The organism is Haladaptatus paucihalophilus DX253 (assembly GCF_000376445.1).
GTDB classification, from domain to species: Archaea; Halobacteriota; Halobacteria; order Halobacteriales; family Haladaptataceae; genus Haladaptatus; species Haladaptatus paucihalophilus.
Genome location: NZ_AQXI01000001.1, coordinates 2,335,513 through 2,348,617, shown reverse-complemented (window position 1 = coordinate 2,348,617; position 13,105 = coordinate 2,335,513). Strand labels below are relative to the sequence as shown.

The window sequence follows — 13,105 nt, the reverse complement described above, 5'->3', positions numbered from 1 at the left end:
TCGGCGGTTGAACGGCGACCTATCTCTTCGTCCGGGAGTGTCTCGTCGAAATCATGTTTGGCGCGAAACCCCGTACAAGTTGTCTTTTTTATCGACAGACAAATCCACAAAGTATTCAAGGATAACTGGAACACCTCTTTGAGTAGCGACAAAAGTTACAAAGGCCCGCTCCCATAGTACGTGTAACGAGGGAGACGCCGTTCACAGTACCCCATTGCCCATCAGGACCCGTTTCGACTCAATCGCGCATTCATAGCATGAAGGAAGCTAACAAAGATCCAGAGCCGACCCCTGTAGAGCGACCCACAGACGAATTCGCGGACCCCCTCTCGGTCGAGGACGCGGCGGATTTGACAGGACGCATCATCGACAACATCGAACACGTCATCGTCGGTCAGCACGACGTCGCGGAGCACATTTTGACGACGATTCTCGCACGCGGTCACCTCCTCCTCGAAGACGTTCCCGGCGTCGGGAAGACGATGCTCGCGCGGTCACTGGCGCGCTCCATCGACTGTTCGTTCAAGCGCGTGCAGTTCACGCCCGACCTCCTCCCATCGGACGTGACCGGCGTCAACATCTACAACCAGAAGACGAACGAGTTCGAGTTCCAACCCGGTCCCATCTTCGGAAACGTCGTCCTCGCCGACGAAATCAACCGCGCGCCGCCGAAGACCCAGGCCGCGCTGTTGGAATCGATGGAAGAAGAGCAGGTGACCATCGACGGGAAGACCCACGACGTTCCCCGTCCCTTCACGGTCATCGCCACGCAGAACGCCATCGAGCAGGACCGCACCTACGAACTCCCGGTCGCCGAAATCGACCGGTTCATGAAGAAACTCTCGCTCGGCTATCCGAACCCCGAGGACGAATCCGAGGTCCTCCGGCGCGTCGTCGGCGAGCACCCGATTCGCCGACTCGACGCGGTTGCGAGCGCCAGCGACATCCGCCGAGCCAGAGCGACCGTCTCGAACGTGAGCGTCAAGAAACCGGTTCGGGAGTACGTCACCCGACTGGCGAACTACACTCGGGACCGCTGTCAACTCGGCGTGAGTCCGCGCGGGTCGATTTCGCTGCTCCGCGCGGCACAAGCTCGAGCGGTCCTCGACGGCCGCGAGTACGTGATACCCGACGACGTGAAAGTCGAGGCGGAGGTCGTTCTCGCCCATCGCGTTCGGGGCAACTCGGGCGTCATGGGCGGCGAGGAAGGGCGGAAGATAGTACAGAACGCCCTCGACAACGTACCGGTGGAGTGAGATGCTGACGCGACGTGGCGGTGCGTTCGTCGCGGTCGGAATCGCCGGGTTCGCGTTGGCGTGGTCGTTCGGCGCGCGGTCGCTGAACGCCGTCGTCGGACCGATTTTGGTGGCGCTACTCGTCGGCTACATCCAACTGAAACGGACGAGCCACCCCCAACTCGACGTCTCGGTACCGAGCGTCGGCTCACGGGAGGACGAAGTGACGATAACGCTCGATTTCTCCGCGCCCGACCCCTTCGCCGGGACGGTCGAATTGGAACTCGATGACGGACTCGAATACGACGGCGGCCCCGTGAAGAGCAGCATCGGCGAGACGACCGTCGAGTTCGACGTTCGACTCGCAAAGCGCGGCGAACAGTCGATCGGACCGGTTCGCATCGTCGGGAAGGACGTCTTCGGACTGTTCAAGCGGACGTTCACCCATCAGGTTCGGGAGACCATCCTCGTCTTCCCGCGGATACGACCGGTCGATGGGGACGCCACCGTTCGCGCACTCCAAGACGCCCACGTGAACGCGGCCCGGCGCGAGTTCGAACAGCTCCGGGAGTATCAGACCGGCGACCCGCTCCGTGACGTCCACTGGAAATCGAGCGCGAAACGACCGGTGGGCGAGATGCTCGTCCGCCAGTTCGAGGCGCAGGCGGAGAGCGAACGGATAGAAATCGTGGCCGAGGCGAACGCGGGGCGCGTCGATACCGTGGCTGACGCGACCGCCAGTATCGCGTCCGCCCTACTCGACGGCGGCGTCGCGGTCGGGGTGACGACGCCCGAAGGCCGCGTCGCGCCCGACGGCGCGACCGAACAGCGGACGAAGATTCTCACTCTGCTCGCGCACATGGAGAGCGGACGGGTTCACGAACGCGAGCGCGCGCGAGCGGACGTCCTCGTTCGCGGACCGACCGACCGGGAGCACGCGGAAATTCAATGGGGCGGCGACACGATGTCGTTCGACGAGTTCGCGTCGGGCGGCGCGCGGACGACCGCGCCACACACGGCCCGCGCGGACGGGGGTGAGACGCGATGAGCACGGCGCGGGGGTTCCAGTTCGGCCGAGTGACGATTCCGTACCGAGGGCTGGCGATGGTCTCGACGGCGGTGCTCATCGGGTCGTACCTGAGCATCCTCTACGATATCGCGAACATCGCGGGCGACAAGGGGGACCTGCTCCTGTTGGTCGCGGGTGCGTTCGTCGGTGCGACCCTGTTGGCGCGGAAACTGCCGGTCTGGGTCGCGTTCGCGGTCGGAGCGGTGTTGTTCGTCGGCGGGATGTTCGCCTACTACGCGACGATACCCGGCGGCGTGAACGTGTTTTCACAGACGGGTCAGATTGCCGCGGACAACATCGCGCTGTTGACCGGGTTATCGATTCTGGAGATGCGGAAAGTCGGCACGTGGGCGTTGGGCGTCGCACCGGCGACCGTCTTCGTGCCGTGGTATCTCGTCTGCCGCCGTCGGTACATGCTCGCGGCGGCGAGCGGCGGAGCGGCGCTCGGCTTTTTCGTCCTCACGGGCGACGCCGGGTCGTTCGTGACGCTCGCGGGGATGCTCGGCGCGCTCGGAATTATCGCCTTCGGGACGATGGTTCGGTACGGTGCCACCGTCGGCCAGATAGACGTGTTGGTCGTCGCGCTGGTCGCGATGGTCCTCCTCTCCGCGACGGCGAGCGTCGTCCCCGGCGGCCGTGCGAGTCCGATACTATCGAACAGCGGCGGCGGGTCGGGCGGTAACGGCGGACTCATCAGCAACAACCCGCGCCTCTCGGTGCAAGGCAGCATCGAACTGTCGCCGAAGGTGCAGTACACCGTCACGGCGAGCCACGAGGGGTATTGGAAGGTCGCGTCGTACGACCGCTATACGGGGAACGACTGGATACGAACCGGCGGCAGTCGCGCCTACGAACAGCAGTCGTCGCCGCCCGGAGACTCCTACGAGATTCGACAGACGTTCACCGTCAAAGCGACGCGGGCGGACGCGATGCCCGCGGCGTGGAAGCCGATTCGAGTCCTCGGCAATCAGCGGTCGGACACGCGAATCAGTAGCGCGGGAAGCCTCTCGCCGAAACGACCGCTGACGAAGAACCAGTCCTACAGCGTCGTCAGTCGCGTGCCGACGAAGAACCCGAGCGAGTTGCGAACGGCCGGAACCGACTACCCGAGCGACGTTCGACAACGGTACACGCACGTTCCGGGGAGCACGTCACAGCGGTTGAAAGAGCGGGCGGGCGAAATCACCGCGGACGCGAAGACGCCCTACGACGAGGCGGTCGCCATCGAGCAGTGGTTGGAGACGAACAAGGAGTACTCGCTCGACGTCGACCGACCGGACGGGAACATCGCCGACTCCTTCGTCTTCGAGATGAACGAGGGATACTGCGTCTACTACGCGACGTCAATGGTCGTCATGCTCCGCACGCAAGGGATTCCGGCGCGGTTCGTGACGGGATACACGCCGGGACAGCGGACCGACGAGGATACGTGGGTCGTCCGCGGCCTCGACTCGCACGCGTGGGTCGAAGTGTACTTCCCCGACACGGGATGGGTCCGGTTCGACCCGACGCCGACCGACGAACGCGTGGACGCGGAACAGTCGATAGTGGAAAACGCCCGCGAAAACGAGAAACCGGGCATCGACGCGTCGGGGAGCGAGAACGGAACGTGGACCCCGGAGCCGACGACGACCACCACGACCACCACCACGACCACCACCACGACCACCGGCGACGGGACGAACAACACGTCGAACGGTTCGACGGGCGGGGAGTTGCCCGACCGTCAGAGGCCCGGTGACGGAATCGTCGGTACGAACAGCCCGGCGCGAACGACGACTACCACGACGAACGCGACGGCCGGTGGCGGAATTCCCATCGAACTGCCGTCGACGTCGCAAGTGCTCTACGGGGGCCTGCTGGTGCTCGGACTGTTGCTCACGGCGAGGCGGACCGGTCTGGTAAATCGGGCGTACCGAACCATGTGGATGCGCTGGCAACCGCGCGACGAACCGGACGCCGACGTCGAACGCGCCTTCGACAGACTGGAGTACTACCTGTCGCGGAAACACCGCGAGCGCCGTCCCGGCGAGACGCCGCGCGAGTACATCGCGTCGCTCTCGCACGTCGGCGTGGACGAGCGAGCCGAACGTGTCGGTTCGTTGTACGAAAAGGCGCGATACGCGGGCGAAGTGACCCGCGACAACGCGGACGAGGCGGTGTCGCTCGTAAACGACATCGTTCGCGGGTCGGACGGCGGCGGGACGAGCGGGTGACGACCGTTCGATATGGCAACACACCCGACAATGTTTAATAGGTTGGTTTCGTAGCCCCATGCGTAATGTCGGAAGTCTGCTCGACGTGCGGGCTGCCTCAGGAGCTTTGCGTCTGCGAAGACGTCGCAAAAGAATCCCAGCAGATCACCATCCGCATCGACGAGCGCCGTTATGGAAAAGAGGTAACGATAATCGAAGGATTTGACCCGAAAGACGTGGACGTCGATAGTCTCTCTTCGGACTTGAAGTCGAAGTTCGCCTGCGGTGGCACGGTCGAGCAGGGTCAGATAGAACTTCAAGGAAACCATACCGGACGCGTCGAGGATTTCCTCCGCGACCGCGGGTTTAACGTCGCCTGACAAACCATCCGTCGGTCGGAGACAGCTACACAATCATTTTTCACCGGTCTCGAACTGCCGAGAGGAGTCCCGTCTCGGTCGAACGGGCGAAACTGAACCTCAGAACGGAGCGTCGCGTTCGGCGTCGGCCGACGATTCGAGTTCGTACTCCCACTCGCTGAGGCCACCCGCCATGCTCTCGACCCGAGTGTCCTCCGGGACGCCCTCGTACGACCCGATGAGTCGGGCGGCTTGGACGCTCGATTTGCCGAGCGGACAGACCGTGACGACGTGTTCGGCACCGTCCAGTTCGCCGATCCGAGAGGGGAGCGTGTGAAACGGGATGTTCTCGCTTCCGGGGATGTGACCGCTGTCGAACTGTGGCTCCGGTCGGATGTCGACGATTCGAACGTCCGCGTCGGACTCGACCAGTTCGTGAACGTCGTCGGTGGAGATTTCCGCGTCCATCGACCGGGGTTATGGGGGCCGCCGGAATAAGCCACCCGGTCGGGGAACACGGAATCGGGCGTCCCACGAACGCTAAATCAACCCTTCCTCGCGCGCGAGCAGGAGCGGGGGCAATCCCCACCCGCAGGTCGGCCCGGCGCGAACCGCGTCGATCGCCTCCCCGACGGGAACCGTCCGAACGTCGATGAACTCGTCGGCTTCGAGGTGCTGGTCGCCGGGCGAGAGGTCGGACGCGAAGACGACCGCCCGCTGTTTTCGCATGCCCGCCGCCGGATAGTACGTTTCGAGGAGTTCGACGTGTTTCGCGCGATAACCCGTCTCCTCGTACAGTTCGCGTTTCGCGGCGCTCTCGTAGGACTCGCCGGGGTCCATTCGACCCGCCGGACAGGAGAGCACTCGTTCGCCGAGTCGCGGGCGGTACTCCTCGATGAGGACGAGTTCGTCACCGGTTCGGGCCACGACCGCCACGGCGTCCGGCGGGTCGAACCAGCCCCTTCGGACTCGGTTTCCGTCAGGCCGTTCGAGGGTGTCGTAGCCGACCGCGTGGCCGAGCAGCGACAGGCCGCGTCTCGCGTGGAGTTTCCACTCCATCAGTCGAGCAGGCCCTCCGCGTTTGCGAGGAGGAGCGCCTCGATGGTCGCGTCGTTGGCCGGGTCCTCGCGCGCGGCGTCGAGGGCGTCCTCGACGGGAACCGTCCGCACCGAGAGGAACTCGTTGTCGTCGAGGTTCCGCTCGACCGGCGTCAGTCCCTCCGCGAAGACGATACCGCGCTCGTGTCGGAGGACGCCCGTGGCGACCCAGAACGTTTCGAGTAGCGAGAGGCCGTCCGCCTCGAAGCCCGTCTCCTCGCGGAGTTCGCGCCCGGCGGCGGTCGTGTACGATTCGCCGTCCTCGACGATTCCGGCGGGACACTCCAAGCAGGTCTTCCGAATGGCCGGGCGGTACTGCTCCACGAAGACGACCCGTCCGTCCTCGACGGCGAGGACGACCACGGCGGGCGGGAGGTCCGCCCAGTAGTACTTCTTCGTCGTCCCGTCGGGTTGTTCCACGAGGTCGTAGCCGCCGGTGTACCAGCCGGTTTCGTACTCGGACTCCGATTCGAGCACCGGCCAGTCGTGGTCGCGCCAGTCGTCGGTCATGGTCGTGACTGAGGTGGCGTGTGGTTAAAATCGACGTGATACCGCAAAATCAGTCGTCGTGGTGGGCCGAGTTGTCCTGCGGGTCGTACCCGAGAACCTCGCGTGCCCGTTCGATGGAGTAGTACTTTCGGTCGTTGTCCGAGATTCCGTAGACGATTTCGTAGCCGTAGTCGGCGGTCAGACAGCAGTCGAACAGGTGGGCACAATCGCGGTAGGACAGCCACATCGCCTGTCCGCGTTCGTAATCTATCGGCGGGTGACCCTCGGTCAGGTTGCCGATGCGGACGCAGGCGACGCTGAGGTCGAACTCGTCGTGGTAGTATCGGCCGAGCGTCTCGCCCGCCGCCTTGCTGACGCCGTACAGGTTACCCGGACGGGGGAGTTCGGTGCCGTCCAGTCGGAACTCGTCGTGCGTCCGGTAGAGGTCAGGTTTCCGCTCTTCCGTCTCGTAGGCACCGACCGCGTGGTTCGACGAAGCGAAGACGAACTTCTCGACGCCCGCATCGACCGCGGCCTGCATGACGGTGTGGGTGCCGTCGATGTTGTTACCCAGTACGCTGTTCCACGGCGCTTCCGGCCGGGGGTCGCCCGCGAGGTGGATGACCGCACCGACACCGTCCACGGCTTCGTACACGGCGTCGTAGTCGGTGATGTCCGCGACGAAGAATTCGTGGGACGGATCCGCCGCTGGTGGTTCTCTGTCGAGCAATCGCCACTCGTATTTCGATTCGAGGTCGCCGAGAATCGCCGACCCGACGCGGCCCTCGGAACCCGTGAGCAGAACGGGATCGTCCATTCAATCGGCTAGAGGTACAACCCCGATAAGAACCATGCGATTTTCCGGCGAGACGACGACAGTTACGCCGTTACGCGGTGCAGAACCTTATCGCGGGCGAGCATGAGGCCCGCGATGAGGGCCACAGTACCCATCCAAACGAACCACAGCGCCATCGTGTTATCGCCGGAGAGCGCGTTCTGGATACCTTGATATTCGGTCACTGCTCCGAGAACCGTCAACAACCCCGACCCGGCGATGTACAGTGCGAACATGCCGAGTTCGAGGAGCGATTCGAACATGCCCGTTCATCGGAACGAGAGGCAAAAGAAGCTTTCGCAGGAACCCCGCTCAGGCGAGCCGCGCGAACGCGAGGTTGCCGCGGACGCTCTCGATGTACACCTGCACTTCGTCGCCCTTCTGTGCGCCGGGGACGAAAATCGTGTACTTGCCGCGTTCCGCAACGCCGTCGCCCTTTCGTCCGGTGCCGGTGATTTTGACCTCGTAGGTCCGCCCCTCTTCGACGGCATCGCGCTGTTGGGTTCGGCTCGTCGTGCTTCGCTTCGTGACCGGTCGGAACGCACCACAGGCGTCACAGCGGAGCATGAGGTTGCGGTTCTCGCGCACGAGTCGCGTGTCCGGCAGACCACACTCCGAACAGATGACGAACTCCTCTACGTACTCGTCCAGTGCGGTGTTGAAGTCGGACTCGGTGAACGATCCGCTGTATCGTGCCTGTCCTTCCTCGTACTTCCCGCTGGTACCGAGTTCGCGCTGGAGCGCGCTGTGAACGTGTTCGCCGTCTCGTGACAGGGCGTCGGCGATGTCGTCCAAGTTGGTCAGTCGTGTGAACGACCCGTCCTTCTGGACGGCCGGGTCGGGATAGCTGAACCGCTCGTCGCTCGTTTCGAGGTCTGGAACGGCGTCCATGCCTCTGTCGAGGGCTGAATTGTAATCCATACCGTTCGTTGAGAGGTGAACACGTAAAGGTTCTCCGTGTTCCATGTCATCACGAACTTTAACCCCCCGACGCTTCGTTTCCGGCATGGAACCGACGACGCGAGACGCCGCCTGTTTCGAAGCCGGAATCAAGTTCGGCGCGCTGTATCACCAGTTCGCGGGCACTCCCGTCTCCCCCGAGAGCGCAGACAGCCTCGAACGCGCAATCGAGGAGAGCATCGAAAACCAGCCCTCCTGTGAATCGGTCGAAGTGGACATCCTGACCGACAAACTCGAAGACGAGATAGAGCACGGGTATACCGAGTTGACGGGGCGATACATGGAAGTCGAAATCGTCATCGACCACGAGGGAACCGAAGTCGTCACCAAAATGGAAATGGAAGACGGCTACCCGCTGATGAAAATCGAGTCGGTTCGGAAGGAGTGAGGAACATCGAGTTCGACCAGCGAACGGACGTGAGCGATAGGCCGTCCGACTTTGCGCCGGGAACTAGAACCCCCACCGCGAGCGACGGAGGAGCGAGCGGACTCGGCGCGGACGGAAACGAACGGCGAACGCGAGTGAGCCGTGAGTCGAGGGAGCACCGAGGTTTTGGTCCAGATTTTGCCAGCGGAATCGCGGCATCGCCGCGATTTCCGCGCAGCAAAAGGTGGAGGTCTGGTCTTTCACTTCCGGTTTCGGGTTATCTTTTAAATGTAATCCCGTCCAATCACGCGACATGAGTCAATCTTCGTTCGATGACGAACTGTTCGGTGAAGCGGCGAACGAAATGCGGGAAGACGTCGAAGAACACCTCGCGGCCGCCCGCGAGGAACTGCCACCCGTGGAAGCCGTCTGGGAGACCGACGCCGAGAACACGCTTGGAGCGCTCAACGCGCTCCGCTCGGCGCTCGACGTCGGCGACGCGGAGGACCACCTCCACGACGCCAAGAAGTGGTACGCGATGGGCCAGCGGGCCGACGCGTTCGAGGACGCCGACGACCTGAAGGACGAAATCGAGACCATCGACGCCGCCATCTCGGACGTCGAGGACGCCCGCGAGCAGGTCGGCGAACTGGCGAGCACGATTCCGAGCCTGAAGGGGTCGCTGGAGGAGTTGGAAGCCGACGACGAAAGCGACGACGATGAAGCCGAGGAATCGGCGGCTGACGACGAGGTGGAAGCGGAAGAGGCGGAAGCGGAGGAAGAAGAGGAAGAGTAAGGGGGACGAATCGACCTACTCGCGGTCGGGACGGGACACGTCCCGCGATTCGACCGCCGAGAGCAGTTTCACCAGCGATTGCGTCGCCAGTTCGAGCAGTTCTTCGCCGCGCTCCTCGTCACCGTCGGTCGGGTCGCCGACGACGCCGTTTTCCGTGAACTCCGCGCTGTCGTAGGCGAGGTTGGTGTAGGACACCCACTCCCCCCAGCCGTCGCTCGCGCCCTCGCGGGCCGCTTCGATTTCGTCCTCGCGCACGAGGTCGGGGCGAGTGTGACGGAGGAAGGCGGTTTCGAGCGGCCCGGCGTGGCCCATGTCGCTCCGGTGGTCGCCGACCGCTTCGAACCACGTGAACGGAACGGCGTAGGCCTCGTCGTGGCGGGTTATCGTCCCCGCGACCTCCCGGAGCGCGGCCACGTTGCCGCCGTGACCGTTGACGATGACGACGCGATTCCAGCCGTGATGGGCGAGACTGGCGACCGTCTCGCGGACGTACCGGCGGAAGGTGTCCTCCGAGACCCACAGCGTGCCGGTGAACTGGCGGTGCTCCTCGCTCACGCCGACGGAAATCGGCGGGGCGACGACGACCTCGCCGTCGTACGCCGCCGCGCCCGCGTCCGCGACGGCTTCGGCGTTCAACCAGTCGGTGCCGAGCGGTGCGTGCGGGCCGTGCTGTTCGGTGCTTCCGACGGGGAGGAGCGCGAGGTCCGTGTCCACGTCGTCGGCGTCGGTCCACGTCGCATCGGAGAGGTGCATACGGGTTTCGTGTTCGGCAATCCCCTTGTAATCGCGGGGTCGGCCGGAAGGACTTACTAACTCAGTGCTGTCGTTCCGTCCATGTCCGACCGCGAGCGAGAGCAAGGTGTGGAATTGGGGGAACTGAGCGGCAAACTGGAGGAACACGACTATCCCGCGGACGTGGACGAACTCGTCTCGGAGTACGGCGAGTACGAAATCGACTATCCGAAGGGATCGGAAACGTTCGAAGAAGTGCTCGGACCGATGAACGATACCTTCGATTCGGCGGAGGAAGTTCGACAATCAATCATGACAATGGTTGACAGTGATGCGGTCGGTCGCCAACGCTACTCCGACCGCGGCGGCGTCGAACAGTCCGCGGCCGACGAAGACCCGGATACGGAGTCGTTCTGACGGAATCGTAACGAGAGGATTACCGCGACTAGTTGTAGCCTACGAGCGCTGTAAGTGGTCGTTACCATCGTTTTTCACGGCGAAACCAGTTGAACGGACGACTGCCTTATTCGTCGCAGTCACGACCCACCGATAACTGATGAACGAATACAGACGTGCAAGTCTCGACCGGGGGTCAGAAGCGAAATCATGACAGGGGATGGACCGACGGCCGAAACCGTCTCCTCGCTCCTCGGGGACCGGGAACTGATAGTCGCATCGAATCGCCAACCGTACAGCCACGAACGTGAGAACGGCGAGATTTCCGTCAGCCGTCCGGCGGGGGGGCTCACGTCGGCGCTCGACCCCGTGATGCAGTCCGCCGGTGGGACGTGGGTGGCGTGGGGGAGCGGCGACGCCGATTTCGACGTGGCCGACGAGGACGGGCGCGTTGGCGTACCACCCGAGTCGCCAGCCTACGACATTCGGCGCGTCGAACTCACGGACGAGCAAGTTGAGGGATACTACTACGGCTACAGCAATCAGGTGCTCTGGCCGATCTGCCACATCGACCCGGCGAAGATGAACGCCGACACCGCGTTTTGGGAGCATTATCAGCGGGCGAACCGCGCCTTCGCGGACGCCATCGCCGACGAGACGACCGAGGAGTCGGTGGTCTGGTTTCAGGATTACCATCTCGGGCTGGCTCCCCGGATGGTGCGCGAGGAACGACCGGACGCGTTCTGCATGCAATTCTGGCACATCACGTGGCCGTCGTGGGACGCGTTTCAGGCGTGCCCGCACTACGAGCAACTGCTCGACGGATTGCTGGCGAACGATCTCGTCGGATTCCACACGGAGCGATACTGCCAGAACTTCCTCGACTGTGCCGCGATGCTCTCGGGGACGCGAGTCGATAGAGCGACGCGAAGCGTGGTCTACGAGGGCGGGCGGACGTTCGTTCGACCGTTCCCGCTCGGCATCGACGCCGACAATCGACAGGAACTCGCCGACTCGACGGAGACGACGGCGTTCTGGGAGTCGTTCCGACGGGAGCACGACCTCGGCGAGACGGTCGCGGTGGGGGTCGAACGACTCGATTACACCAAGGGAATTCCCGAGCGACTCACCGCGCTGGAGCGGTTCTGGGAGCGACACCCGGAGTGGCGCGGCGAGTTCACGTACGTCCAAAAGGCGAGCGAGAGCAGGAGCCAGATAGACGCGTACGGGGAGTTACAAGCGGAGGTCGAATCGGAAATCGAGCGAATCAACGACCGGTTCGGGACCGACGACTGGGTGCCGGTCGTCTATCTGAACGAGCATCTCCCGAAGGAAGGGTTGGCGGCGCTGTACCGCGAGGCGGACCTCGGTATCGTCAGTCCACGGCGCGACGGGATGAATCTCGTGGCGAAGGAGTTCGTCGCCTCGCAAGTGGACGAACCGGGCGTGCTTCTTTTGAGCGAGCTGACGGGCGCGAACGAGGAACTCGGCGACGAGGCGGTGACCGTACACCCCCATCACACGAACGAGTTCGTGGAAGCCATCGAACGCGCGCTCTCGCTCCCCAAGTCGGAGCGAAAACGACGGATGCACGACCTCAGAAAACAAGTGCATTCGAACGATGTGTACGCATGGATGAACGCCCAGTTCCGAACCATCGAAGCGATTCGACGAGGCCGTGAAGTGGCCGCGAAATCACCACAGAGACGATGAGTGAAGACGTACCCGACCCGCTCCACCACCACCTCTACGCGTTGGTACGGCGATTGCGGGACACGGACGGGATGTTGTCGATGTTCGATTTCGACGGGTCGCTCGCACCGATAGAAGACCACCCCGACGACGTTCGGCTGCCACCGGCGACCCGGACCGTCATCGAAGACCTCCGCGATTCGCCGGACGTCCAGGTTGGCATCGTCAGCGGACGGGGATTGGACGACCTCCAAGAACGAGTCGATGTGGACGGCATCGCCTACGCCGGAAACCACGGGTTGGAAATCGGAACGAGCGACGAACGACATACCCACCCGGTCGCGGAAGACGCGACGGACGAAATCGGACGCCTCTCCGCAACTCTCGATTCGAAACTCGCCGCGATAGACGGAGCCTTCGTCGAGGACAAGGGCGTCACCGCGTCGATTCACTACCGACTCACCGACGACGACCGCGTTCCGGAGGTTCGGGAGGCGGTCCGCGATGTCGTCGCGGACGTAGAGGACGTGCGCGTCACGACCGGAAAGCAGGTCATCGAACTGCGCCCGGACGTCGATTGGCACAAGGGACGGGCGATTCGGTGGCTCTACGAGCGGCGCGTCCCGGACGACGAAACGTGGCTTCCGCTGTACGTCGGCGACGACCGAACCGACGAGGACGCGTTTCACGTCCTTCCCGACATGGGACTCGGGGTCAAAGTGGGACACGAACCGCCGACGATGGCGAGCTATCGCGTCGCCGACCCCGCCGCGGTGCAAAAAACGCTCTCGTGGTTGGCCGAGTACGGAGTCAAGTTTCTGCAATCCGAACCCGCGATGAACAGGACATCGCCACAGAGCTAAGGAAACCCTCCGTTACCCGT

Annotated in this window: 16 protein-coding genes; 9 read left to right on the top strand and 7 right to left on the bottom strand. The window is 63.6% G+C overall.

Annotated features, from left to right (window positions below; genetic code table 11):
- Positions 1–257: 257 nt before the first annotated feature.
- The 4 genes from B208_RS0113115 (at position 258) to yciH (ending at position 4,879) form a co-directional block, all read left to right on the top strand.
- Positions 258–1,256: an AAA family ATPase gene (locus tag B208_RS0113115; protein ID WP_007979761.1), complete on the top strand. Its 999-nt coding sequence runs from the start codon at positions 258–260 to the stop codon at positions 1,254–1,256.
- 1 nt (position 1,257) lies between these two features.
- On the top strand, positions 1,258–2,283 hold the full coding sequence (locus tag B208_RS0113110; RefSeq protein ID WP_007979763.1) for a DUF58 domain-containing protein: 1,026 nt from the start codon (positions 1,258–1,260) through the stop codon (positions 2,281–2,283).
- Positions 2,280–4,520 carry a transglutaminase TgpA family protein gene (locus B208_RS0113105; RefSeq protein WP_007979765.1) on the top strand — a complete coding sequence of 747 codons (2,241 nt, stop codon included), beginning with the start codon at positions 2,280–2,282 and terminating at the stop codon, positions 4,518–4,520. Before B208_RS0113110 ends, B208_RS0113105 begins: the two co-directional genes overlap by 4 nt.
- A gap of 65 nt (positions 4,521–4,585) precedes the next feature.
- Entirely contained in the window at positions 4,586–4,879 is a 294-nt protein-coding gene (gene yciH / locus B208_RS0113100) for a stress response translation initiation inhibitor YciH (protein ID WP_007979767.1), read from the top strand.
- A 99-nt stretch (positions 4,880–4,978) separates the two neighbouring features.
- Here yciH and B208_RS0113095 read toward each other — a convergent pair whose 3' ends face one another.
- The 6 genes from B208_RS0113095 to B208_RS0113070 all read right to left on the bottom strand — a co-directional run bounded on the left by B208_RS0113095 (position 4,979) and on the right by B208_RS0113070 (position 8,200).
- Positions 4,979–5,326, bottom strand: a complete 348-nt coding sequence (locus tag B208_RS0113095) for a rhodanese-like domain-containing protein (RefSeq protein WP_007979769.1) — start codon at positions 5,324–5,326, stop codon at positions 4,979–4,981.
- A 72-nt stretch (positions 5,327–5,398) separates the two neighbouring features.
- Positions 5,399–5,917, bottom strand: a complete 519-nt coding sequence (locus B208_RS0113090) for an NUDIX hydrolase (protein WP_007979771.1) — start codon at positions 5,915–5,917, stop codon at positions 5,399–5,401.
- Complete coding sequence (locus B208_RS0113085) at positions 5,917–6,465, bottom strand: NUDIX hydrolase (RefSeq protein ID WP_007979773.1); 549 nt, start codon at positions 6,463–6,465, stop codon at positions 5,917–5,919. The genes B208_RS0113090 and B208_RS0113085 overlap by 1 nt, the downstream gene beginning before the upstream one ends.
- A gap of 49 nt (positions 6,466–6,514) precedes the next feature.
- Complete coding sequence (azf, locus tag B208_RS0113080) at positions 6,515–7,261, bottom strand: NAD-dependent glucose-6-phosphate dehydrogenase Azf (protein WP_007979775.1); 747 nt, start codon at positions 7,259–7,261, stop codon at positions 6,515–6,517.
- 62 nt (positions 7,262–7,323) lie between these two features.
- Positions 7,324–7,542 carry a hypothetical protein gene (locus B208_RS0113075; RefSeq protein ID WP_007979777.1) on the bottom strand — a complete coding sequence of 73 codons (219 nt, stop codon included), beginning with the start codon at positions 7,540–7,542 and terminating at the stop codon, positions 7,324–7,326.
- A gap of 49 nt (positions 7,543–7,591) precedes the next feature.
- Positions 7,592–8,200, bottom strand: coding sequence for a translation initiation factor IF-2 subunit beta (locus B208_RS0113070; protein WP_007979779.1), 609 nt, complete (start codon positions 8,198–8,200; stop codon positions 7,592–7,594).
- Positions 8,201–8,285: 85 nt separating this feature from the next.
- Between B208_RS0113070 and B208_RS0113065 the strand changes: the two genes are divergently transcribed.
- Together B208_RS0113065 and B208_RS0113060 are read left to right on the top strand one after the other, a co-directional pair.
- The gene (locus B208_RS0113065) at positions 8,286–8,627 is read left to right on the top strand and encodes a dihydroneopterin aldolase family protein (RefSeq protein ID WP_007979781.1); all 342 of its coding nucleotides are present in this window, start codon (positions 8,286–8,288) and stop codon (positions 8,625–8,627) included.
- A 292-nt stretch (positions 8,628–8,919) separates the two neighbouring features.
- On the top strand, positions 8,920–9,402 hold the full coding sequence (locus B208_RS0113060; RefSeq protein WP_007979783.1) for a DUF5790 family protein: 483 nt from the start codon (positions 8,920–8,922) through the stop codon (positions 9,400–9,402).
- 15 nt (positions 9,403–9,417) lie between these two features.
- Here the strand turns inward: B208_RS0113060 and B208_RS0113055 are convergent, their stop codons facing one another.
- Positions 9,418–10,155 (bottom strand): creatininase family protein, encoded by a 738-nt coding sequence (locus tag B208_RS0113055; RefSeq protein ID WP_007979784.1) that lies wholly within the window; start codon positions 10,153–10,155, stop codon positions 9,418–9,420.
- An 81-nt stretch (positions 10,156–10,236) separates the two neighbouring features.
- On the opposite strand from B208_RS0113055, the gene B208_RS0113050 reads away from it, so the two are divergent.
- The 3 genes from B208_RS0113050 (at position 10,237) to otsB (ending at position 13,085) form a co-directional block, all read left to right on the top strand.
- Positions 10,237–10,551, top strand: coding sequence for a DUF5789 family protein (locus B208_RS0113050; protein WP_007979786.1), 315 nt, complete (start codon positions 10,237–10,239; stop codon positions 10,549–10,551).
- 189 nt (positions 10,552–10,740) lie between these two features.
- On the top strand, positions 10,741–12,243 hold the full coding sequence (locus B208_RS0113045; RefSeq protein ID WP_007979789.1) for an alpha,alpha-trehalose-phosphate synthase (UDP-forming): 1,503 nt from the start codon (positions 10,741–10,743) through the stop codon (positions 12,241–12,243).
- Positions 12,240–13,085: a trehalose-phosphatase gene (gene otsB / locus B208_RS0113040; protein WP_007979791.1), complete on the top strand. Its 846-nt coding sequence runs from the start codon at positions 12,240–12,242 to the stop codon at positions 13,083–13,085. Before B208_RS0113045 ends, otsB begins: the two co-directional genes overlap by 4 nt.
- Positions 13,086–13,105 lie beyond the last annotated feature (20 nt).

Excerpts from the sequence above, each read along its gene's own strand:
- B208_RS0113115 (WP_007979761.1), top strand. The coding sequence starts at position 258 with ATGAAGGAAGCTAACAAAGATCCAGAGCCGACCCCTGTAGAGCGACCC.
- B208_RS0113110 (WP_007979763.1), top strand. The coding sequence starts at position 1,258 with ATGCTGACGCGACGTGGCGGTGCGTTCGTCGCGGTCGGAATCGCCGGG.
- B208_RS0113105 (WP_007979765.1), top strand. The coding sequence starts at position 2,280 with ATGAGCACGGCGCGGGGGTTCCAGTTCGGCCGAGTGACGATTCCGTAC.
- yciH (WP_007979767.1), top strand. The coding sequence starts at position 4,586 with ATGTCGGAAGTCTGCTCGACGTGCGGGCTGCCTCAGGAGCTTTGCGTC.
- B208_RS0113095 (WP_007979769.1), bottom strand. The coding sequence starts at position 5,326 with ATGGACGCGGAAATCTCCACCGACGACGTTCACGAACTGGTCGAGTCC.
- B208_RS0113090 (WP_007979771.1), bottom strand. The coding sequence starts at position 5,917 with ATGGAGTGGAAACTCCACGCGAGACGCGGCCTGTCGCTGCTCGGCCAC.
- B208_RS0113085 (WP_007979773.1), bottom strand. The coding sequence starts at position 6,465 with ATGACCGACGACTGGCGCGACCACGACTGGCCGGTGCTCGAATCGGAG.
- azf (WP_007979775.1), bottom strand. The coding sequence starts at position 7,261 with ATGGACGATCCCGTTCTGCTCACGGGTTCCGAGGGCCGCGTCGGGTCG.
- B208_RS0113075 (WP_007979777.1), bottom strand. The coding sequence starts at position 7,542 with ATGTTCGAATCGCTCCTCGAACTCGGCATGTTCGCACTGTACATCGCC.
- B208_RS0113070 (WP_007979779.1), bottom strand. The coding sequence starts at position 8,200 with ATGGATTACAATTCAGCCCTCGACAGAGGCATGGACGCCGTTCCAGAC.
- B208_RS0113065 (WP_007979781.1), top strand. The coding sequence starts at position 8,286 with ATGGAACCGACGACGCGAGACGCCGCCTGTTTCGAAGCCGGAATCAAG.
- B208_RS0113060 (WP_007979783.1), top strand. The coding sequence starts at position 8,920 with ATGAGTCAATCTTCGTTCGATGACGAACTGTTCGGTGAAGCGGCGAAC.
- B208_RS0113055 (WP_007979784.1), bottom strand. The coding sequence starts at position 10,155 with ATGCACCTCTCCGATGCGACGTGGACCGACGCCGACGACGTGGACACG.
- B208_RS0113050 (WP_007979786.1), top strand. The coding sequence starts at position 10,237 with ATGTCCGACCGCGAGCGAGAGCAAGGTGTGGAATTGGGGGAACTGAGC.
- B208_RS0113045 (WP_007979789.1), top strand. The coding sequence starts at position 10,741 with ATGACAGGGGATGGACCGACGGCCGAAACCGTCTCCTCGCTCCTCGGG.
- otsB (WP_007979791.1), top strand. The coding sequence starts at position 12,240 with ATGAGTGAAGACGTACCCGACCCGCTCCACCACCACCTCTACGCGTTG.